Genomic DNA, 20,865 nt, shown 5'->3' with positions numbered 1-20,865 from the left:
TGACCAGCTCCGGCTGGTCATTTTCGTTTGCAGTCAATTTTCAGCTGCGTAATTAACGAACGTCTGCTGCTTTTTTGTTCGCATGATTAGCCACATGTTTTCCTTCATTGTGGTTAATAACGCTGGTTGAAATTGTAGACTTAGCATAATCATCTGCTTTTGCGATCCCGCCTTGCTTTAAAACGTTATAAGCGTTTAAATTGCGCCCCATGCAGTCGTAGACAGACTGCTTTTGCGTGGTATTTCAAAAAACAATTCTTTCCCACGCCGCTTCGGGAGCATATCTCGCTGAGTTTCCGGCAATAGCCGCTGTATCATCCCTAAGGGAAGGCACGGTATTTTTCCGTTTAACACCACCACATCCACAGGCAGTATGAATTTATGACCCATCAGTTAAAATCTCGCGACATCATAGCGTTGGGCTTTATGACCTTCGCGCTGTTCGTCGGTGCAGGCAACATCATCTTCCCCCCAATGGTTGGTTTACAGGCTGGTGAACACGTCTGGACCGCCGCTATCGGCTTTCTGATCACCGCCGTGGGTTTACCGGTGCTGACGGTCGTGGCGCTGGCGAAAGTCGGCGGCGGCGTTGAAAGCCTGAGCACCCCGATTGGCAAAGTGGCGGGAATTCTGCTGGCCGTCGTCTGCTACCTGGCGGTAGGACCGCTGTTCGCGACTCCGCGTACCGCGACGGTCTCCTTTGAAGTGGGGATTGCCCCGCTGACCGGCGACGGCGCGATGCCGCTGCTGATTTATAGCGTTATCTATTTCGCCCTGGTGATCCTCGTTTCGTTATATCCCGGCAAGCTGCTGGATACCGTCGGCAATTTCCTCGCTCCGCTGAAAATCATTGCCCTGATTATTCTCTCCGTCGCGGCGATTATTTGGCCGGCAGGCCCGATCAGCAACGCGCTGGAGGCCTACCGCACCGCGCCGTTCTCAAACGGCTTCGTCAACGGCTATCTGACGATGGACACCCTCGGCGCGATGGTCTTCGGGATCGTCATTGTTAACGCCGCCCGCTCTCGCGGCGTTAACGAAGCGCGCCTGCTGACCCGCTATACCGTGTGGGCCGGCCTGATGGCGGGCGTTGGCCTGACGTTGCTGTACCTGGCCCTGTTCCGCCTCGGCTCCGACAGCGCGACCCTGGTCGATCAGTCGGCTAACGGCGCGGCCATTCTGCACTCGTACGTCCAGCACACCTTTGGTGGCGCGGGAAGCTTTATGCTGGCGGCGTTGATTTTCATTGCCTGCCTGGTGACCGCAGTTGGCCTGACCTGCGCCTGCGCGGAGTTTTTCGCCCAGTATCTGCCGCTCTCCTACCGCTCGCTGGTGTTTATTCTCGGCATCTTCTCGATGGCGGTCTCCAACCTCGGGCTGAGCCACCTGATTCAGATTTCGATCCCGGTGCTGACGGCTATCTATCCGCCGTGTATCGCCCTGGTGGTATTAAGCTTTACCCGCAACTGGTGGCATAATTCGTCCCGCGTTATTGCGCCGGCCATGTTTATCAGCCTGATGTTTGGTATCATTGACGGCATTAAAACGTCGGCCTTTGCCGATATGCTGCCGGCGTGGACCGCGCGTCTGCCTTTGGCAGAGCAGGGTCTGGCCTGGCTGATGCCGACCGCCGTGATGGTGGTTCTGGCGGTGGTCTGGGACCGCGCCGCGGGGCGTCAGGTGACATCCAGCGCGCACTAGCCGACGTTTAAAAATCAGTGTTAAACCACGGGACTTCAGGTCCCGTGGTTTTTTGTTTTTCAGGTAATCCTCTTTTGATCTTCGCCCGACGAAGGCTAAAGGAGAAAAACGGCATGGAATACGATGGAAAGTAGTAACAAACTTAAGCGCGGGCTAAGTACCCGGCATATCCGCTTTATGGCGCTGGGTTCGGCAATTGGTACCGGCCTGTTCTATGGCTCGGCCGATGCGATTAAAATGGCCGGCCCGAGCGTGCTGCTGGCCTATATTATCGGCGGCGCGGCGGCGTACATTATTATGCGCGCGCTGGGCGAGATGTCGGTGCATAACCCCGCCGCCAGCTCATTTTCGCGCTACGCGCAGGACTACCTCGGCCCGCTGGCGGGCTACATCACCGGCTGGACCTACTGTTTTGAAATCCTGATTGTTGCCATCGCCGACGTGACGGCCTTCGGCATCTATATGGGCGTCTGGTTCCCGACGGTCCCGCACTGGATCTGGGTGCTCAGCGTGGTGCTGATTATCTGCGCCGTCAATCTGATGAGCGTGAAGGTGTTTGGCGAGCTGGAGTTCTGGTTCTCCTTCTTTAAAGTCGCCACCATTATCATCATGATCCTCGCCGGTTTCGGCATCATTATCTGGGGCATCGGCAACGGCGGCCAGCCGACCGGCATCCATAATCTGTGGAGCAACGGCGGCTTCTTCAGCAACGGCTGGCTGGGAATGGTGATGTCGCTGCAGATGGTGATGTTCGCCTACGGCGGGATTGAAATCATCGGTATTACCGCCGGGGAAGCGCAGGATCCGGAGAAATCCATCCCGCGCGCCATCAACTCGGTCCCGATGCGTATTCTGGTGTTCTACGTTGGCACGCTGTTCGTGATTATGTCTATTTATCCGTGGAACCAGGTTGGGACTAACGGCAGCCCGTTCGTCTTAACCTTCCAGCATATGGGCATCGCGTTTGCCGCCAGTATCCTTAACTTCGTGGTGCTGACCGCCTCGCTTTCGGCGATTAACAGCGACGTATTCGGCGTCGGGCGCATGCTGCACGGCATGGCCGAGCAGGGCAGCGCGCCGAAAATGTTCGCCAAAACGTCGCGCCGCGGCGTGCCGTGGGTGACGGTGATGGTGATGACCATCGCGCTGCTGTTCGCGGTCTACCTGAACTACATCATGCCGGAAAACGTCTTCCTGGTGATCGCCTCCCTGGCGACCTTTGCGACGGTGTGGGTGTGGATTATGATCCTGCTGTCGCAGATTGCCTTCCGCCGTCGTCTGCCGCCGGAAGAGGCCAGGGCGCTGAAGTTTAAAGTGCCGGGCGGCGTGGCGACCACGGCGGTAGGCCTGGCGTTCCTCGTCTTTATCATTGCGCTGATTGGCTACCATCCGGATACGCGTATTTCCCTGTACGTCGGCTTCGCCTGGATAGCGCTGCTGCTGGTCGGCTGGAAGCTGAAAACCCGCCGCGACCGTCAGCTGGCGCAGGCCCGCTAGGCGGGCCGCTCGCCTGCCGGATATGCGCGCGCTGTCCGGCAGGATATTTCCGCTTTTCCGATATCCTCCTCCGCTCTCCTCCCCCAATAATTCTGCCGATGATGAGTCATACCCCTGGGCGCTGTGGCAAGGTGTGCCCATTCTGTACAGAGAGGAATAACGATGTTAAAGGCATGGCACCTGCCTGTTGCCCCGTTTATCAAGGAGCAGCAGGGACGACTCTTGATCACCCTGTGGGTCAGCGGCGATGAGCTGCCGCAGCGCGTTACGCTGCGTGCGGAAGAAGACAACGAAGAGCTTTCGCTGCCGATGCACCGCCTGCGCCAGGAGCCGCGGCCGGGCGTCGTCGCGTGGCGCGGTGAGATTAATCTGGCCAGCGGCCAGCCGCGTCGGCGCTATAGCTTCAAGCTGCTGTGGGCCGACCGGCAGCGCTGGTTTACCCCGCAGGGCTTTAACCGCTTCCCGCCGGCGCGGCTGGAGCAGTTTGCGGTCGATCTGCCGGACAGCGGCCCGCAGTGGGTTGCCGATCAGGTCTTTTATCAAATCTTTCCTGACCGCTTTGCGCGCAGCGAACCGCGCCAGACCGAGCAGGATCGGCCCTACCATCACCACGCTGCGGGACAGGATATCGTTCAGAAGCAGTGGGATGAACCGTTAACCGGCGAGGCGGGCGGCTCAACCTTCTACGGCGGCGATCTGGACGGTATCAGCGAGAAGCTGCCGTATCTCAAGCAGCTGGGCGTCACGGCGCTGTACCTGAATCCGGTGTTTGTCGCGCCGAGCGTGCATAAATACGATACCGAAGATTATCGTCGCGTCGATCCGCAGTTCGGCGGTGACGCCGCGCTGCTGCGCCTGCGGCACAATACGCAGCGGGAGGGGATGCGCCTGATCCTCGACGGCGTGTTCAACCATACCGGAGATTCACACGTCTGGTTTGACCGCCACCAGCGCGGCAGCGGCGGCGCCTGCCACAGCGCGGATTCACCGTGGCGCGACTGGTTCACCTTTTCCCCCGAGGGCGAAGCGCACAGCTGGCTGGGCTACGCCAGCCTGCCGAAGCTGGATTATCGATCGACCAGCCTGATCAACGAAATCTACGCCGGGGAAGACAGCATCGTGCGCCACTGGCTGAAGGCGCCGTGGAGCATGGACGGCTGGCGTCTGGACGTGGTGCATATGCTGGGGGAAGGCGGCGGGGCGCGTAATAACCTGCGCCATATCGCCGGTATAACCCAGGCGGCAAAGGAGACGCAGCCAGAATCCTTTGTTTTTGGGGAACATTTTGGCGACGCGCGCCAGTGGCTGCAGGCCGATGCCGAAGATGCGGCGATGAACTACCGCGGGTTTACCTTCCCGCTGTGGGGCTTCCTGGCGAATACCGATATCTCTTACGATCCGCAGAAGATAGATGCGCAAACCTGCGTGGCGTGGATGGATAACTACCGCGCCGGGCTGTCGCACCAGCAGCAGCTGCGGATGTTTAACCAGCTTGATAGCCACGATACGGCGCGCTTTAAGTCGCTGCTGGGTAAGGACGTTGCGCGTCTGCCGCTGGCGGTGGTCTGGCTGTTCTGCTGGCCGGGCGTGCCGTGCATCTACTACGGCGACGAAGTGGGCGTTGATGGCAATAACGATCCGTTCTGCCGCAAACCCTTCCCGTGGGACCCGGCTTTGCAGGACGCGACGCTGCTGGGCCTGTATAAACGCATGGCGAAGCTGCGCAAGGCGAACCAGGCGCTGCGCTACGGCGGGTGTCAGGTGATTTATGCCGAAGAAAACGTGGTGGTATTTGCCCGGGTTTATAAAAATCAGCGCGTGCTGGTGGCTATCAACCGCGGCGAAGCCTGTGAGGTGGTGGTTGAGGATTCACCGCTGCTGGACGTGGGCGAGTGGCAGCGCAAAGAGGGCTGCGGCGCGCTGCACGACGGCGTGCTGACGCTTCCGGCCATCGCCGCCAGCGTGTGGTTCAGCCGTCAGGGATAAAGCTGGTGTAGAAACGGTTCTTCGAGAATGGCTTCCCGCCACCAGCGCTGGGCCAGGCCGTCGTTATCCGTACGCCAGGCCATGTAGGCGATATCCTTTTCGCGAAAAGAGATGACGGTTTTCTCCACCAGTTCGCCGCTCGCCAGCCACGGCTGGGCGACGTGGCGGGGGAGAAAACCGCAGCCGATCCCGGCCCGCAGCAGCGCGACCTTGCTGGCAAAATCATCGACGCGAATTTGCGGCTGCTCGGTGAGAAGGTTGCTGTTGAGCGGGTGGCAGTGGCGGGCGCTATCGCTGATCACCACCGCGCGATGCAGGCTGAGCTGCTTGTTGGTCAGCGGCTGTACCGTTTCCGCCAGCGGGTGGCCGGGCGCGACCACAAATACGTTATCCAGCGTGCCGAGCATTTTCCACGACCATTCGGCGGAGGTCGGCGGTTCGTTGATCGCGCCAAGAATGATATCCGCCCCGTTACGGGTCAGCTCTTCCCAGGCGCCCGCCAGCGTGTGGTGGGTAAAATTGAGGCGGGTTTGCGGATTTTGCGCGTAAAACGCGTCGATAAGCGGGAGTAGACGATCGAAAGGGAAGGAGGCGTCCAGGGCGATGGCCAGATCCCGCTCCCAGCCGGCATTCAGCTGCAGCGCCTGCTTTTCCAGATCCTTTGCCGCGTTGAGCAGCAGCCGACCCTTTTCCAGCACCATTGTGCCGGTATCGGTAAACTTCGCCCGGTGTCCGCTGCGATCCAGCAGGGTGATACCGAGATCGCTTTCCAGCTTTTGGATCATGTAGCTCAGGGCGGCGGGCGTTTTATAGAGCGATTCCGCGGCGGTGGCGAAGGAGCCATGGGTCTCCAGGGCATCGAGGATCTGCAGGACATCAAGATTCAGGCGCATCGGCGGCTTACCGGTAATAAATAATCCCTCTGTTTTACCGAAGCCAGTTGCTCAATACCAGTGAATAATTTAGAACCGTTACCCGCAATTTTTTGATAAACATCATTATCGCCCTCTTCGCTAATAGCGGGTTTTTTATTTCTTGCCTTTTATTTTTGAAATAAATAAGAAAAATTTCTTTAATAACTCGTTAGAAATTACTGACTATACTCACCATGCTTTATCCGTCAGGATCCAGACCCACAGCAGCGCTGATTGTCTCTTTTTAACTTATTGATTAAGAAGGTATGCTATGTCTATTCGGGAACTGATTGATCCAACCAACTCAACACTTATCTTTATTGACCACCAGCCGCAGATGTCGTTTGGTGTCGCCAATATCGATCGCCAGACGCTTAAAAATAATACCGTTGCGCTAGCTAAAGCGGGCAAGATTTTTAATGTTCCGGTTATTTATACCTCCGTGGAAACAAAAAGCTTTAGCGGCTATATCTGGCCGGAATTGCTGGCGGTGCACCCGCAGGTTAAACCGATAGAACGTACCTCAATGAACTCCTGGGAAGATGCGGGTTTCGTTAAGGCGGTTAAGGCTGCCGGGCGTAAGAAGCTGATTATCTCCGCGCTGTGGACCGAAGTCTGCCTGACGTTCCCGGCGCTGATGGCGCTGGAAGAGGGATATGAAGTGTACGTGGTGACCGACGCTTCCGGTGGGACCTCCGTCGATGCGCATGAGCGCTCGATTGACCGCATGGTGCAGGCCGGCGCGGTGCCGGTGACCTGGCAGCAGGTGCTGCTTGAGTACCAGCGCGACTGGTCGCGCAAAGAGACCTACGACGCGGTGATGGACCTGGTTCGCGAACATAGCGGCGCGTACGGCATGGGCGTGGATTACGCGTACACCATGGTGCACGGCGCGCCGGAGCGCCAGGCCTAAATACACTTCATCCTTCAGGCTGCCTCTTTGTTGGCTGCACTCAGAAACCCCAGTCACATAGTGACCTATGCTCCTGGGGATTTCTTCCCTTGCCGCCTCGATGCAGCATGAATGATTTTGTGTATTTCAGGCTGCCTCTTTGCTGGCTTCGTTTGCCCGCCCCGGCGCAGCATGAATGATTTTGTGTATTTCAAGCTGCCTCTTTGCTGGCTTCGTTTGCCCGCCCCGGCGCAGCATGAATGATTTTGTGTATTTCAGGCTGCCTCTTTGCTGGCTTCGTTTGCCCGCCCCGGCGCAGCATGAATGATTTTGTGTATTTCAGGCTGCCTCTTTGCTGGCTTCGTTTGCCCGCCCCGCGCAGCTTGAATGATTTTGTGTATTTCAGGCTGCCTCTTTGCTGGCTTCGTTTGCCCGCCTCGATGCAGCATGAATGATTTTGTGTATTTCAGGCTGCCTCTTTGCTGGCTTCGTTTGCCCGCCCCGGCGCAGCATGAATGATTTTGTGTATTTCAGGCTGCCTCTTTGGGCTTCTTTTGCCCGCCCCGCGCAGCTTGAATGATTTTGTGTATTGTCATTTATGGCTGATGGCGGGAAATCCCGCCGCTTCCCTGCAGCAAGGAGCTCCTCATGGCGCAACAGAAATCGGTAACGCTGGTTATCAGTCATATGCTCGATCCCGAACACGGTAAGCGCTATGAAGAGTGGCTCGGAAAAATTATGCCCGTGGCGGCAGAGTTTCCCGGGCACCTTGGCGCTAACGTCATTCGCCCGGGGGCCGGGCAGAATTTATGGAGCGTGATTATTCGCTTCGACACCATTGAGCACCTCTACGCCTGGACGCAGTCGGAAACGCGCCGCGAACTGGTTGCCGAAATTGCGCCGCTGCTTAGCGAGGGCGATCGCACGGAGGTCCGTACCGAACCGGCTTTCTGGTTTACTCCGCCGGCGGCCAACGTGCGCCAGCCGCTGCGCTGGAAGCAGTTTCTGATAACCCTACTGGTTATCTTCCCCAGCACCAACCTGGTGCCCTGGCTGACCGGCATGCTGCTGCCCTCGATGCGGGGAAGCCTGCCGCTGCATTTGATAAACGATGCCTGCGTCGTCGCGCTGGTGGTCTGGTTCTGGATGCCCATCGTGACCCGCCTGTTTGCTGGCTGGTTAAAGAAAAACTGAGTCAGCCTCCTCAAGGAGAGCGTTATGTCACAAACTGCCACACTGATCCTGACCCATGGTCGGATCCACACCCTCGATCGCCAAAACCCGCTGGCCGATGCGGTAGCGATCGCCGACGGTAAGATCCTCGCCGCCGGGAGCCACGATCGGATCATGAGCTTTGCCGCCGAAGGCACGCAGATCGTCGATCTGCAGGGCCATACGGCGATCCCCGGCCTGAATGATTCCCACCTGCACCTGATCCGTGGGGGGCTGAACTACAACCTTGAGCTGCGCTGGGAAGGCGTTCCCTCGCTGGTGGATGCGCTGCGGATGCTCAAAGAGCAGGCCGATCGCACGCCTTCGCCGCAGTGGGTGCGGGTGGTCGGCGGCTGGAGCGAATTCCAGTTTGCCGAGCGGCGCATGCCGACGCTGGAAGAGCTCAACCAGGCGGCGCCGGATACGCCGGTATTCGTGCTGCATCTCTACGATCGCGCGCTGCTTAACCGCGCGGCGCTGAAGGCCGTAGGCTATACCAAAGAGACGCCGGATCCGGCGGGCGGCGAAATTGTGCGGGATAGCAACGGCAACCCGACCGGGATGCTGATAGCGAAACCTAATGCCATGATCCTCTACGCGACGCTGGCGAAAGGGCCCAGGCTGCCGCTGGAGCTGCAGGTGAACTCGACGCGCCAGTTTATGCGCGAGCTGAACCGTCTCGGGCTGACCAGCGCGATTGACGCCGGCGGCGGCTTCCAGAACTACCCGGAAGATTATGAAATCATTGAGCAGCTGCACGCTAACCAGCAGATGACCGTGCGCATTGCCTATAACCTGTTTACCCAGCGTCCGAAGCAGGAGCTGGATGATTTCGAACGCTGGACCGATATGCTGAAGCCGGGGCAGGGGACCGACTTTTTCCGCGCCAACGGCGCCGGCGAGATGCTGGTCTTTTCGGCGGCGGATTTTGAAGATTTCCTGCAGCCGCGTCCGGATCTGCCGGCGGGAATGGAGGACGAACTGGAGCGGGTGGTGCACCACCTGGTGGAGCACCGCTGGCCGTTCCGCCTGCACGCCACCTATGACGAATCCATCAGCCGGATGCTGGACGTCTTTGAGAAGGTGAACCGCGAGATTCCGTTTAACGGCCTGCACTGGTTCTTTGACCATGCGGAAACCATCACCGAGCGCAATATTGAGCGCGTGAAGGCGCTGGGCGGCGGGATTGCGGTACAGCACCGGATGGCCTTCCAGGGGGAGTATTTTGTCGACCGCTACGGCATCGATGCGGTGAAGCACACCCCGCCGGTGGCGAAAATGCTGGAAATGGAGGTGCCGGTGGGGCTCGGCACCGACGCCACCCGCGTGGCGAGCTACAACCCGTGGACCGCGCTCTACTGGCTGGTCTCCGGGCGCACCGTCGGCGGCATGGCAATGTACGATGAGAGCAACCGCCTGCCGCGCGACGTGGCGCTGGAGCTGTGGACGGCGGGCAGCGCCTGGTTCTCCAGCGAGCAGGGTAAAAAAGGGCGTATTGAGCAGGATCAGCTTGCCGATCTGGTGGTGCTGTCGAAGGACTATTTCAGCGTGCCGGAAGAGGAGATAAAAGGCATCGAATCGGTGCTGACGGTGGTTGATGGCAAAGTGGTTTATGCCGCCGGACACTTCTCGCCGCTGGCGCCGCCGCCCATCCCGGTGCTGCCGGAGTGGTCTCCGGTGGTCAAGGTTCCGGGCCACTACCGCTCGGCGCCGCCCGCTGCGGCAAAAATCGGCGCCATCGTGCAGATGCACCAGTGCTGCGGCAGCTGCGGCGTCCACGGCCACCAGCACGATATTGCGCGGCGGTCGTCGATCCCGGTTGCCGATGAGCAGGCGTTCTGGGGCGTGCTGGGCTGCTCCTGCTTCGCGTTTTAGCCCCAGATTAACCAGCCTCCGGATCTGTCCGGGGCTGGGTTCTCCCTGAAGTGGCGTCGATAAAGTGAAAATTGGCTAATAGCGGTTCTGTGAGCCGAACAGCTCAATGCGCCGCGCAATCATTTCGCGCACCGGTTTCAGCCCCTGGCCGATCACTTTACGCGGGTCGTTCACATCATGACCGGTATCGGCAGATAGTATGGCCTTCACCTCCTGGCACCAGGCGTACATATTTTCGGTATTGACGTTAATTTTGGCCGTGCCGCAGGCAATGGCCCTACGCATATCCTCGTCGGCAATGCCGGTGCCGCCGTGCAGCACCAGCGGAACCTTAACCCGCTCCGCAATTGCCTTCATCTCCGTAAACCCGAGCTTTGCTTTGCCTTTGTACAGCCCGTGGGTCGAGCCTAACGCCGCTGCCAGACAATCGACCTGGGTTTCGCTGACCAGGGTGTAGCACTCCTGCGGGTCGGCATAGATCACCGTCGAGTTAACGATACCGTCTTCGCTTCCGGCAATGGTGCCCAGCTCAGCTTCAACCGAAATGCCTCTGGCATGCGCCAGCTCGACCAGATGGCGGGTGATGGCCAGGTTTTCGCTGAACGGCAGGTGCGAACCATCAAACATGATGGAGCTGAATCCGGCCTCAATAGCCGCTTCGCAGGCTTCACGGGTGGTCCCGTGATCGAGATGCAGCGCGACCGGAATATCAATGTGTAAATAATCAATCGCGTTAACCACGATGTCATGAATACATTTTAATCCCAGCATATGCTTAACGGTACCGCCGGAGACGCCTAAAATAACCGGGGAGCGCAGCTGTTGTGCGGTGCTTAATACGGCAGCGACCCATTCCAGATTATTAATATTGAACTGCCCTACGGCATAACCGTCCCGCAGGGCATGCTGAAGCATGTCCTTCATAGAAACTAACATGATCACCTCTCGATATTTATTAACGGAAATTATTCACCAAAATATTGCGTTAAGTTTCTTTCGTAGTTATTTAGCGAGTTATGGACGATGGCAAGGTCGGGCATTGATTCACGCACGCCCTTTTTCTCAATAGAGATTGCCGCGGTCAGGCTGGCAAACAAAATAATATTGTCGATATGCCACGAGTAGTGCACGCCATAGGTAAAGGCTCCGTGGAATACGTCCCCGGCGCCGGTAGTATCGACCACATTGCAGAGCCAGGCCGGAACAATTTGCAGCATGCCGCTTTTTAAGAACGCACAGCCTTTTTCCCCCAGCGTAATAAAGGCGTCACCGCGGCAAATTTTATTTAGCTCGATCAGCGCCGCTTTAATTTCCGCTTCGGTCTCGAGGGCACGATAGCTCATATAGTCTCTGGCGAAATGCTCGCTAACAACAAAGTAATCGGTCCAGGCTGCCAGTTTAATATTGCTGGCGCGCAGCGAACCACCGTCCATAACTACCTTTGCGGCTGGCAGTTTCTTGATGATATATTCGCTGAGTTCTGCTTCATGCCCATCAACTAATAGCGTTACCGGTTCCTCTGACTCAATGAGCCGCGCCGCTAAATCATCAATTTTCAGCTTCTGGTCGTAGGTCAGCGAAGGCGGTGTTTGCATTTTACGGGTAATAATCGTCCTTGAGCCCGACAGCCGATTCACCAGCACCGACGCCAGCGGGGTGATCATTTCATCGGAGAAGACCACCTGGCTGGTATCAACCCCGGCCTCGGCAAACTCATCGATAATACGCTGGCCGTAGAGGTCCTTATTCAAATGGCCAATGTAGTAAACATCTTCCCCCCACAGGCCCAGCAGCCACGCCGCATTTGCTGCCGGGCCGCCGCCGCTCTCGATAAAGTCGTGGCAGAAATTTTTGGTATTCTCCTGCGGCCATTCGTTAAGAAAAAAGAACTGATCGAAACATGAAAACCCAATGGACAAGATAGCCATAACAACTCCTGATTATTTTGTCAGCTGCGGGAGGAAGTCCCTTCCCGCAGGGAAAAATGAAACCGCTTATTCATTTTTCTTATCCGCAGTGAGCTCCTCATAGCTGAGGGTGTCACCGACCACGCGCACCGAGCGGAAGCAGAATGGCACCAGCAGCGCGACCAGAAGCGCCAGGCAGATGAGATAAATCGTTATCTGACCAAACTGGGTGAATGCATTACCGATGATGATGCCCCAGACAGCAAAGTCGAAGTCGGCGAAGGTGCTGTTCTCAAAGCCGAGGCTACCCAACGCCGGAAGCAGCATCGCCGGCAGGAACGCAAGGAATATGCCGCCGATAAATGAGGCGATGACGCAGCCGCGTTTGCCGCCCAGCTTATCGGCAAAGACTCCGGAGGTTCCGCCGCAGAAGAAGTGCGGCACCATGCCGGGGATTATCAGCGCCATGCCAAATGCGCCGAGGAAAAGCATGCCGACCAGGCCGCCAACGAACGAGCTGATGAACCCCACGACAACGGCGGTTGGGCTAAAGGTAAAAAATACGGCACAGTCGACGGCGGGGATGGAGTTCGGTATCAGCTTCTGGCTGATCCCCTGGAATGCCGGGACGAGATCGCCGAGGATCAATCGTACACCGTTGTAGACGATGGCGACGCCGACCGCGAACTGCAGGCCGGTAAGGATAGAGAAGATCAGCATATTCTGGTCGGTTATCGTCCGCAGGTACTCCGTGCCCGCGACGGCGCTGCAGACGAAGTAGATAACAAACATCACGATCCCGGTGGTGACCGTGGTGTCGCGCAGAAAGCCCCATTTCTCTGAGATTTCAGTATCGGCAAATGAATTTGCCGGATTACCGGTTTTCGTGGCGATCCAGGCCGAGATGTAATAGCCCAGCGAGCCGAAATGCCCCATCGCAATGCCGCCATCTTCGGTAACCTGTTTGGTGTAGCGCTGACCGATTGCCGGAGAAATGGCCGACCATGAGCCCAGCAGGAATCCCCCGATTAACACCAGCATCCAGCCGTGGAATTCTGCCGCCTGCAGCACCGCGGAGAACAGGCATGCCAGGAAGAAAGAGTGGTGCCCGGTAAGAAAGATATATTTGTACTTGGTGCAGCGGGCAATGAGCAGATTGAAAATAAAGCCTAAGAGCAAAATGCTCATGGTTTCCACGCCCAGCATTTTTTGCGCGACGGAAACAATGGCCTCATTATTAGGGATCACGCCGCGAATATTAAATCCGGCTTCAATAATGCCGCCGAGAGGGTTGAGGTTTGCCACAATAACCCCGGCGCCGGCGCTTAACATCAAATAGCCTAATATTGGCTTTAAGGTACCGGTCAGTAATTTATTACCCGGGGAGCGCAGCGCCACTAACCCGACAAATGCGATAATCCCCATCAGAAACGCGGGTTGACTAAATATTTCCGCTAAGAAGCTAAGAATAGCCTGCATGGTCGTTCCCTCAATAATGATTAAGAGTGAGTTGCAGCAATTTTGGTGAGTGCTTCAGTAATATCCTCGGCGATTTTCGCCTTGTGCACGTAGCTGCGAATAATGGCGACGTTGCAGCGCGCAGGAAATTGGTTTGCCAGCTCTTTAATTGTGACGTAGAGGTCGGCTTTTTCTCCTACCGCGTTGGCAAAATCAACGGAGGCCACGTCGGCTTTAATACCTAATTCATCACATATTTTTTTGACATTATTCGCAGCCATTAATGAACTGCCAATACCGTTACCACAAACCGTTCTGATAACTAACATAATGACTACTCCATTTGCTTTTGGATGAAATGTAATACTGAATTGGCGTCATGCTCCTGTTGAAGAAACGTGACAATATCTGACTCAATCAGCGAGGCTATCAGCTGGATCATTTTTATATGGCTATTCGCATCCGCCCCGGCGATGGCAATAATGACTTTCACCGGATCAAACTCCTCGTGGCCAAATGCGATCGGCCGTTGGGTGGTGACTAAGGAAAAACCCGTTTGCAATGCGCCTTTTTCCGGTCGGGCATGGGGCATCGCCAGGCCGTGGTCGATAACAATCGCCGGACCAAAATCCCGATACACCTCGACCATCGCATTAATATATTCCGGGCGACAAATGTGTTGCCGGACAAGCAGCGTTCCTGCGAATTCGATCGCCTGCTCGGCTGTGGAAATATTTTGCTTAAGCGCAATTAATGTAGGGTTAAAAATAATGTCCATCATCCGATCCTTAATGCGTTCGTATTCCTGAACTAGATCATGAACAAATATATCAACAAAAATTAGGCTTCAGATCACATATGGATTTTTAAATATTGAAGTTGATCACATCGAAGGGATATTGGAAATATTTTATCTGAAAAAATAAAATTAATTATATCTTTATATATCAAAGGCTTATTGACTTTGAATTTTCCAGAGGTGGAAAGGCAGGTGTGGGGAAATGAGCTTGCATCTTAATTTAAAACGGAAAAATGCAATGCCTGTCACAAATATCAGGCTGTTTTTTCAGCAAAGTTTGAACGGGATTACAAAAAAAGGCGCACCGGGATGTTTTTAGCCCTTTGCCGGTATCCGCCGCGTATTTCCAGCAGTAAAAAAGGGAGGCGCAAAGCAACAAAAAAGCTCGCCGCGGCGAGCTTTTTTATGAACGGCAGCCGATTACAGGCTGGAAACGTTCTCGGTCAGGTATTTAGCGACGCCTTCCGGAGAAGCGGCCATCCCTTCTTTACCTTTTTCCCACTGTGCCGGGCACACTTCGCCGTGCTCTTCGTGGAACTGCAGCGCGTCAACCATGCGCAGCATTTCGTCGATGTTACGTCCCAGCGGCAGGTCGTTAACCACCTGGTGGCGAACAACGCCGTTCGCGTCGATCAGGAAGGAGCCGCGCAGCGCAACGCCTTCGTCCGGATGTTCGATACCGTAGGCTTTCTGGATTTCACGCTTGATGTCAGCAACCATCGCGTATTTAACCGGACCAATACCGCCCTGGTCTACCGGGGTGTTACGCCATGCGTTGTGAACGAATTCGGAGTCGAAGGAAACGCCAACAACTTCTACGCCGCGCTTCTGGAATTCTTCATAACGTTTGTCAAAAGCGATCAGTTCAGACGGGCAAACGAAGGTGAAGTCCATCGGCCAGAAGAACAGTACGGTGGCTTTACCGTTGGTGTGCTGTTTGAAGTTGAATTTCTCAACGATTTCGCCGTTACCTAAAACTGCTGCCGCGGTAAAATCCGGAGCCTGACGAGTTACCAGAACCATATGATTCTCCTGTTAATACTAAGGTTAATTGAAACGCAACGCGGGCAAGTATAGGGGCGGGAGCGAGCGAACTCAACGTGAGGCTGACAATCGATGAGATAGGTTTTACCTATCAATGGATATCGAAGTGTGACCTTCAGGATAGCCTTTTTGTCAGCAAACGCAACCGCTAGAGTTCGCGATTTTTCGCCTGCGCCATCATGCGCGGATAAAAAAGCCAGAACTGCTGCTCCAGCTTGTCGTAGTGGGTATCGAGGTCCTGCCAGGAGTCGCGCAGGGCGTCGAGGCGCGGGCGCCGGCTGGCCATTCCGTTAAGGACGCGCTGGATAAACGCCATATTCTCATAGCGCTCGAGCCAGCGCTCGGACCACATGTACTCATTGAGATTGACGAAGCGCGGCGGCGAATCCGGCAAAATGGTTGCCACCTGGGCATGAGCATAGCGGACGAACTCGCTGAGCGGCATATCGGGCGAGATGCGGTCCCAGTGGTGCGAGAGAAAGTGATCCCACATGACGTCTAGCGTAATCGGCGCCACGCGCCGGGTCTGCGGACGAAACCACTCCCGAGCAGCCTTAACTTCCGCCAGATTGTCGGTCATGACGTCTATTCGCCGATGCATAAAGATGCCGTCAACGATCTCCAGGGGATAGTCCGACTGCGGATTACCGCGGACGAAATCGGCCAGCAGGTTGCCCGGCAGCGAGCTGTCGGCAAGGTGGGCTAAGTGCAGGTGTGCGAGAAAATTCATAATACTCGTTGTACTTCCGGTTGCATGTGCGTTGGCTTCCTTACTCGGTCCATTCGTGGGCCTTGTTCTTCCCGGTCACCGAGTTGACTAAGCGCCCGGGATTAATGAAGGATATCCATGCCCCTCACCGGAGGCCAGACCTCGGCAGGTTAAATTCGTTGCTGACGAATTTGCCTCCCGGTTGCCGCATGACTCGGCCGACGGCCTCGCCCTGATGGGGCCAGCGCAGGCGCTGTTCAAGGCACAGGCGCCTTGTCCTGCAGCGCGAATTATTTAGAGTATTATAACCGTGCTGCGGGGTAAAGGTTGCAGGGAGAACGCCCCGGCACTAGACTACCCGCCTCTTTATTTAGTCTGAGCCACCGTCATGCGCGTTACCGATTTTTCCTTTGAACTACCCGAATCCCTGATTGCCCACTACCCGCAGCCTGAGCGCAGTAGCTGCCGCTTGCTGTCGTTAGACGGGCCGACGGGCGCGCTGACGCACGGCACCTTCACCGATCTGCTCGATAAGCTTAATCCCGGCGATCTGCTGGTCTTTAACAATACCCGGGTGATCCCGGCGCGCCTGTTCGGGCGTAAGGCCAGCGGCGGCAAGATTGAAGTGCTGGTCGAGCGCATGCTGGATGACAAACGCATCCTGGCGCACATCCGCGCCTCGAAGGCACCGAAGCCGGGCGCCGAGCTGCTGCTGGGCGATGATGAAAGCATCCAGGCGACGATGGTGGCACGCCACGACGCGCTGTTTGAAGTCGAGTTTAACGACGAGCGTCCGGTGCTGGATATTCTTAACAGCATTGGCCATATGCCGCTGCCGCCCTATATCGACCGCCCGGATGAAGAAGCCGACCGCGAGCTGTACCAAACCGTTTATAGCGTCAGGCCGGGCGCGGTAGCCGCGCCGACCGCGGGCCTGCACTTTGACGAGCCGCTGCTGGAAAAGCTGCGCGAGAAAGGCGTTGAGATGGCGTTCGTGACGCTGCACGTCGGCGCGGGGACGTTCCAGCCGGTGCGCGTGGACAGCATCGAAGAGCACATCATGCACTCCGAATATGCCGAAGTCCCGCAGGACGTGGTTGACGCGGTGCTGGCCGCCAAAGCGCGCGGCAGCCGCGTTATCGCCGTGGGAACGACCTCGGTACGCTCGCTGGAGAGCGCGGCCCAGGCGGCAAAAAACGATCTGATCGAACCTTTCTTCGGCGACACGAAGATTTTTATCTATCCGGGATATCAGTACAAAGCGGTGGATGCGCTGGTCACCAATTTCCATCTGCCTGAATCTACTCTGATTATGCTGGTTTCGGCGTTTGCCGGCTATCAGCACACCATGAACGCCTATAAGGCTGCGGTAGAACAAAAATATCGCTTTTTTAGCTACGGGGACGCGATGTTTATCACGTACAATCCGCGGGCTATTTTTGAGCGTGTCGGGGAATAACTCCGCGACATGAGTGTTTAACGTCAGACTGTTTTTCTGACGCAGGAGTGATAATGAAATTTGAACTGGATACCACCGACGGTCGCGCCCGCCGCGGTCGCCTGGTGTTTGAGCGCGGCGTGGTTGAAACGCCTGCATTTATGCCCGTCGGGACCTACGGTACCGTTAAAGGAATGACGCCGGAGGAAGTTGAAGCCACCGGCGCGCAGATCATTCTGGGCAACACGTTCCACCTGTGGCTGCGTCCTGGTCAGGAGATCATGAAGCTGCACGGCGACCTGCACGACTTTATGCAGTGGAAAGGGCCGATTCTCACCGATTCCGGCGGTTTTCAGGTCTTCAGCCTCGGCGATATCCGCAAGATAACCGAGCAGGGCGTACACTTCCGCAACCCCATCAACGGCGATCCCATCTTCCTCGATCCGGAAAAATCGATGGAGATTCAGTTCGATCTCGGTTCCGATATCGTGATGATCTTCGACGAATGTACGCCGTATCCGGCGGACTGGGACTATGCCAAACGCTCGATGGAGATGTCCCTGCGCTGGGCGCAGCGCAGCCGTGACCGCTTTGACGGCCTGGGCAACAAAAACGCGCTCTTCGGCATCATTCAGGGCAGCGTTTACGAAGATTTACGTGATATCTCCGTTAAAGGTCTGGTAGATATCGGCTTTGATGGCTACGCTGTCGGCGGTTTGGCAGTCGGCGAGCCGAAAGAGGACATGCACCGTATTCTCGAGCACGTCTGCCCGCAGATCCCGGCCGACAAGCCGCGATATTTGATGGGCGTCGGCAAGCCGGAAGATCTGGTTGAAGGGGTACGTCGCGGTATCGATATGTTCGACTGCGTTATGCCTACGCGTAACGCGCGTAACGGTCACCTGTTCGTCACCGATGGCGTCGTAAAAATCCGTAATGCGAAGCATAAAAGCGATACGGCGACGCTGGATGCCGAATGTGATTGCTATACATGTCGCAATTATTCACGCGCTTACTTGCATCATCTCGATCGTTGCAACGAAATATTGGGCGCGCGCCTCAACACCATTCATAACCTGCGTTATTATCAGCGCTTAATGGCTGGTTTACGCAAGGCTATTGAAGAGGGTAAATTAGAGAGCTTCGTGGCCGATTTTTACCAACGTCAGGGACGAACCGTTCCTCCTTTGAACGTTGATTAATTTTAATAATGAGGGAATTTCAATGAGCTTTTTCATTTCTGATGCGGCAGCAGCAACCGGTGGCGCAGCGCAGAGCAGCCCGATGTCTCTGATCCTGATGCTGGTGGTGTTTGGTCTGATTTTTTACTTCATGATCCTGCGCCCACAGCAGAAACGCAGCAAAGAACATAAAAATCTGATGAGCTCCATCGCCAAAGGTGATGAAGTGCTGACGAATGGTGGCCTGGTTGGTCGCGTCACTAAAGTTGCCGAAAGCGGATACATCGCTATCGCACTGAACGACACCACTGAAGTGGTTATCAAACGTGACTTCGTAGCCGCCGTTCTGCCGAAAGGCACCATGAAGGCGCTGTAATCCACTTTTCCCTAAGGGAACTGCCGTGTTAAACCGTTATCCTTTGTGGAAGTACGTCATGCTGGTCGTCGTCATTGTCGTCGGCCTGCTGTATGCGCTCCCCAACCTGTATGGTGAGGATCCGGCCGTTCAAATCACTGGCGCGCGCGGCGTCGCCGCCAGTGAGCAAACGCTGATCCAGGTCCAGAAAACGTTACAAGAAGAAAAAATTACCGCTAAGTCTGTGGCACTGGAAGAGGGCGCAATTCTTGCGCGCTTCGACACCACCGATGTCCAGCTCCGCGCACGCGAAGTGCTGGTGGACGTGTTGGGTGATAAATACGTCGTGGCGCTGAACCTTGCTCCGGCAACCCCGCGCTGGCTGGCGGCCATCCATGCCGAGCCGATGAAGCTGGGTCTTGACCTTCGCGGCGGCGTCCACTTCCTGATGGAAGTCGATATGGACACCGCGCTGGGCAAACTGCAGGAACAAAATATCGACAGCCTGCGCAGCGAGCTGCGTGATAAAGGCATTCCTTACTCCACCGTGCGTAAAGAAGACAATTTTGGTCTGAGCATCGCTTTCCGTGACGCTACCGCGCGCGATCAGGCTATCTCTTATCTTAGCCCGCGTCACCGCGACCTGGTTATCTCCACTCAGGGCAGCACCGGCCTGAAAGCGGTGATGACCGACGAGCGTCTGAAAGAAGCCCGCGAATACGCCGTGCAGCAGAACATCAACATTCTGCGTAACCGTGTAAACCAGCTGGGCGTTGCCGAGCCGCTGGTTCAGCGTCAGGGTGCCGACCGCATCGTGGTTGAGCTTCCGGGTATTCAGGATACCGCGCGCGCGAAAGAGATTCTTGGCGCCACCGCGACCCTGGAATTCCGTCTGGTTAACAGCAACGTTGACAGCTCCGCAGCCGCTTCCGGCCGTGTTCCTGGCGACTCTGAAGTGAAAAGTACGCGTGAAGGTCAGCCGGTTGTGCTGTACAAGCGCGTGATTCTGACCGGTGACCATATCACCGACTCCACTTCCAGCATGGACGAGTTCAACCAGCCGCAGGTTAACATCTCGCTCGACAGCGCCGGTGGTAACATCATGTCTAACTTCACCAAGGACAACATCGGTAAGCCGATGGCGACCCTGTTTGTGGAGTACAAAGACAGCGGTAAGAAAGATGCCAACGGTCGCGCCATTCTGGCGAAAGAGGAAGAGGTGATTAACATCGCCAATATCCAGTCTCGCCTGGGTAACAGCTTCCGTATTACCGGTATCAGCAACCCGAACGAAGCGCGTCAGCTCTCTCTGCTGCTGCGTGCCGGTGCGCTGATCGCGCCGATTCAGATCGTTGAAGAACGGACTATCGGCCCGACCCTGGGTATGCAGAACATCAAGCAGGGCCTGGAAGCGTGTCTGGCCGGTCTGGTGGTGTCTATCCTGTTCATGATCTTCTTCTATAAGAAATTCGGCCTGATTGCGACCTCCGCGCTGGTGGCTAACCTGGTGCTGATCGTCGGTATCATGTCCCTGCTGCCTGGGGCGACGCTGAGCATGCCGGGGATTGCGGGTATCGTCTTAACCCTTGCGGTGGCGGTCGATGCGAACGTTCTCATCAACGAGCGTATTAAAGAAGAGTTGAGCAACGGACGTTCCGTTCAGCAGGCGATTGATGAAGGTTACAGGGGCGCATTCAGCTCGATCTTCGATGCGAACATTACGACGTTGATCAAAGTTATCATCCTGTACGCGGTCGGTACCGGTGCAATTAAAGGGTTTGCTATTACCACCGGTATCGGTGTGGCAACCTCGATGTTTACCGCTATCGTCGGCACCCGTGCCATCGTGAACCTGCTGTACGGCGGCAAGCGCGTTAAAAAGCTGTCTATCTGAGGA

Annotated in this window: 18 protein-coding genes; 10 read left to right on the top strand and 8 right to left on the bottom strand. The window is 56.2% G+C overall.

Annotated elements, in window-relative coordinates; all coding sequences use genetic code 11:
- Positions 1-381: 381 nt before the first annotated feature.
- The 3 genes from brnQ to malZ all read left to right on the top strand — a co-directional run bounded on the left by brnQ (position 382) and on the right by malZ (position 5,184).
- A complete protein-coding gene (brnQ, locus tag MMW58_RS22915) occupies positions 382-1,701 on the top strand; it encodes a branched-chain amino acid transporter carrier protein BrnQ (protein WP_133596368.1) in 1,320 nt (439 codons plus the stop codon).
- 123 nt (positions 1,702-1,824) lie between these two features.
- Positions 1,825-3,198: a proline-specific permease ProY gene (gene proY / locus MMW58_RS22910; RefSeq protein ID WP_133596369.1), complete on the top strand. Its 1,374-nt coding sequence runs from the start codon at positions 1,825-1,827 to the stop codon at positions 3,196-3,198.
- Positions 3,199-3,360: 162 nt separating this feature from the next.
- Entirely contained in the window at positions 3,361-5,184 is a 1,824-nt protein-coding gene (malZ, locus tag MMW58_RS22905) for a maltodextrin glucosidase (RefSeq protein WP_241722166.1), read from the top strand.
- Here the strand turns inward: malZ and MMW58_RS22900 are convergent.
- The gene (locus MMW58_RS22900; RefSeq protein WP_133596373.1) at positions 5,175-6,077 is read right to left on the bottom strand and encodes a LysR family transcriptional regulator; all 903 of its coding nucleotides are present in this window, start codon (positions 6,075-6,077) and stop codon (positions 5,175-5,177) included. The genes malZ and MMW58_RS22900 overlap by 10 nt on opposite strands.
- A gap of 292 nt (positions 6,078-6,369) precedes the next feature.
- On the opposite strand from MMW58_RS22900, the gene MMW58_RS22895 reads away from it, so the two are divergent.
- From MMW58_RS22895 to MMW58_RS22885, 3 genes are all read left to right on the top strand, one after another.
- Positions 6,370-7,011, top strand: a complete 642-nt coding sequence (locus MMW58_RS22895) for a hydrolase (RefSeq protein WP_241722165.1) — start codon at positions 6,370-6,372, stop codon at positions 7,009-7,011.
- A 627-nt stretch (positions 7,012-7,638) separates the two neighbouring features.
- A complete protein-coding gene (locus MMW58_RS22890; protein ID WP_133596377.1) occupies positions 7,639-8,184 on the top strand; it encodes an antibiotic biosynthesis monooxygenase in 546 nt (181 codons plus the stop codon).
- Positions 8,185-8,208: 24 nt separating this feature from the next.
- Complete coding sequence (locus tag MMW58_RS22885) at positions 8,209-10,077, top strand: amidohydrolase (protein WP_159235901.1); 1,869 nt, start codon at positions 8,209-8,211, stop codon at positions 10,075-10,077.
- Positions 10,078-10,152: 75 nt separating this feature from the next.
- On the opposite strand, the gene fba is transcribed toward MMW58_RS22885, so the two are convergent.
- From fba to acpH, 7 genes are all read right to left on the bottom strand, one after another.
- A complete protein-coding gene (gene fba, locus MMW58_RS22880; RefSeq protein ID WP_133596381.1) occupies positions 10,153-11,013 on the bottom strand; it encodes a class II fructose-1,6-bisphosphate aldolase in 861 nt (286 codons plus the stop codon).
- Between the two features lie 29 nt (positions 11,014-11,042).
- Complete coding sequence (locus MMW58_RS22875) at positions 11,043-12,005, bottom strand: carbohydrate kinase family protein (RefSeq protein ID WP_159235902.1); 963 nt, start codon at positions 12,003-12,005, stop codon at positions 11,043-11,045.
- 66 nt (positions 12,006-12,071) lie between these two features.
- Positions 12,072-13,463 carry a PTS ascorbate transporter subunit IIC gene (locus tag MMW58_RS22870; RefSeq protein WP_045854191.1) on the bottom strand — a complete coding sequence of 464 codons (1,392 nt, stop codon included), beginning with the start codon at positions 13,461-13,463 and terminating at the stop codon, positions 12,072-12,074.
- Between the two features lie 20 nt (positions 13,464-13,483).
- A complete protein-coding gene (locus tag MMW58_RS22865) occupies positions 13,484-13,771 on the bottom strand; it encodes a PTS sugar transporter subunit IIB (protein ID WP_041144277.1) in 288 nt (95 codons plus the stop codon).
- Positions 13,772-13,776: 5 nt separating this feature from the next.
- Positions 13,777-14,220 (bottom strand): PTS sugar transporter subunit IIA, encoded by a 444-nt coding sequence (locus MMW58_RS22860; RefSeq protein ID WP_133597949.1) that lies wholly within the window; start codon positions 14,218-14,220, stop codon positions 13,777-13,779.
- A gap of 441 nt (positions 14,221-14,661) precedes the next feature.
- A complete protein-coding gene (locus MMW58_RS22855) occupies positions 14,662-15,264 on the bottom strand; it encodes a peroxiredoxin (RefSeq protein WP_004858569.1) in 603 nt (200 codons plus the stop codon).
- 169 nt (positions 15,265-15,433) lie between these two features.
- On the bottom strand, positions 15,434-16,015 hold the full coding sequence (acpH, locus tag MMW58_RS22850) for an ACP phosphodiesterase (RefSeq protein ID WP_241722164.1): 582 nt from the start codon (positions 16,013-16,015) through the stop codon (positions 15,434-15,436).
- Positions 16,016-16,382: 367 nt separating this feature from the next.
- On the opposite strand from acpH, the gene queA reads away from it, so the two are divergent.
- From queA to secD, 4 genes are read left to right on the top strand one after another with little or no spacing between them, the layout of a single operon-like run.
- The gene (queA, locus tag MMW58_RS22845) at positions 16,383-17,453 is read left to right on the top strand and encodes a tRNA preQ1(34) S-adenosylmethionine ribosyltransferase-isomerase QueA (RefSeq protein WP_133596385.1); all 1,071 of its coding nucleotides are present in this window, start codon (positions 16,383-16,385) and stop codon (positions 17,451-17,453) included.
- A 53-nt stretch (positions 17,454-17,506) separates the two neighbouring features.
- Positions 17,507-18,634, top strand: a complete 1,128-nt coding sequence (gene tgt / locus MMW58_RS22840; RefSeq protein WP_041144281.1) for a tRNA guanosine(34) transglycosylase Tgt — start codon at positions 17,507-17,509, stop codon at positions 18,632-18,634.
- Between the two features lie 22 nt (positions 18,635-18,656).
- On the top strand, positions 18,657-18,989 hold the full coding sequence (gene yajC, locus MMW58_RS22835) for a preprotein translocase subunit YajC (protein WP_041144282.1): 333 nt from the start codon (positions 18,657-18,659) through the stop codon (positions 18,987-18,989).
- A 25-nt stretch (positions 18,990-19,014) separates the two neighbouring features.
- Positions 19,015-20,862: a protein translocase subunit SecD gene (gene secD / locus MMW58_RS22830; RefSeq protein WP_072051773.1), complete on the top strand. Its 1,848-nt coding sequence runs from the start codon at positions 19,015-19,017 to the stop codon at positions 20,860-20,862.
- Positions 20,863-20,865 lie beyond the last annotated feature (3 nt).

Origin of the sequence: Klebsiella sp. HC6 (genome assembly GCF_022605325.1) — a bacterium.
In the GTDB taxonomy this organism is placed as follows: domain Bacteria; phylum Pseudomonadota; class Gammaproteobacteria; order Enterobacterales; family Enterobacteriaceae; genus Klebsiella; species Klebsiella terrigena.
The sequence above is the reverse complement of the archived record's forward strand: the minus strand, read 5'-3'. Positions and strand labels throughout refer to the sequence as shown.

Excerpts from the sequence above, each read along its gene's own strand:
- brnQ (WP_133596368.1), top strand. The coding sequence starts at position 382 with ATGACCCATCAGTTAAAATCTCGCGACATCATAGCGTTGGGCTTTATG.
- proY (WP_133596369.1), top strand. The coding sequence starts at position 1,825 with ATGGAAAGTAGTAACAAACTTAAGCGCGGGCTAAGTACCCGGCATATC.
- malZ (WP_241722166.1), top strand. The coding sequence starts at position 3,361 with ATGTTAAAGGCATGGCACCTGCCTGTTGCCCCGTTTATCAAGGAGCAG.
- MMW58_RS22900 (WP_133596373.1), bottom strand. The coding sequence starts at position 6,077 with ATGCGCCTGAATCTTGATGTCCTGCAGATCCTCGATGCCCTGGAGACC.
- MMW58_RS22895 (WP_241722165.1), top strand. The coding sequence starts at position 6,370 with ATGTCTATTCGGGAACTGATTGATCCAACCAACTCAACACTTATCTTT.
- MMW58_RS22890 (WP_133596377.1), top strand. The coding sequence starts at position 7,639 with ATGGCGCAACAGAAATCGGTAACGCTGGTTATCAGTCATATGCTCGAT.
- MMW58_RS22885 (WP_159235901.1), top strand. The coding sequence starts at position 8,209 with ATGTCACAAACTGCCACACTGATCCTGACCCATGGTCGGATCCACACC.
- fba (WP_133596381.1), bottom strand. The coding sequence starts at position 11,013 with ATGTTAGTTTCTATGAAGGACATGCTTCAGCATGCCCTGCGGGACGGT.
- MMW58_RS22875 (WP_159235902.1), bottom strand. The coding sequence starts at position 12,005 with ATGGCTATCTTGTCCATTGGGTTTTCATGTTTCGATCAGTTCTTTTTT.
- MMW58_RS22870 (WP_045854191.1), bottom strand. The coding sequence starts at position 13,463 with ATGCAGGCTATTCTTAGCTTCTTAGCGGAAATATTTAGTCAACCCGCG.
- MMW58_RS22865 (WP_041144277.1), bottom strand. The coding sequence starts at position 13,771 with ATGTTAGTTATCAGAACGGTTTGTGGTAACGGTATTGGCAGTTCATTA.
- MMW58_RS22860 (WP_133597949.1), bottom strand. The coding sequence starts at position 14,220 with ATGGACATTATTTTTAACCCTACATTAATTGCGCTTAAGCAAAATATT.
- MMW58_RS22855 (WP_004858569.1), bottom strand. The coding sequence starts at position 15,264 with ATGGTTCTGGTAACTCGTCAGGCTCCGGATTTTACCGCGGCAGCAGTT.
- acpH (WP_241722164.1), bottom strand. The coding sequence starts at position 16,015 with ATGAATTTTCTCGCACACCTGCACTTAGCCCACCTTGCCGACAGCTCG.
- queA (WP_133596385.1), top strand. The coding sequence starts at position 16,383 with ATGCGCGTTACCGATTTTTCCTTTGAACTACCCGAATCCCTGATTGCC.
- tgt (WP_041144281.1), top strand. The coding sequence starts at position 17,507 with ATGAAATTTGAACTGGATACCACCGACGGTCGCGCCCGCCGCGGTCGC.
- yajC (WP_041144282.1), top strand. The coding sequence starts at position 18,657 with ATGAGCTTTTTCATTTCTGATGCGGCAGCAGCAACCGGTGGCGCAGCG.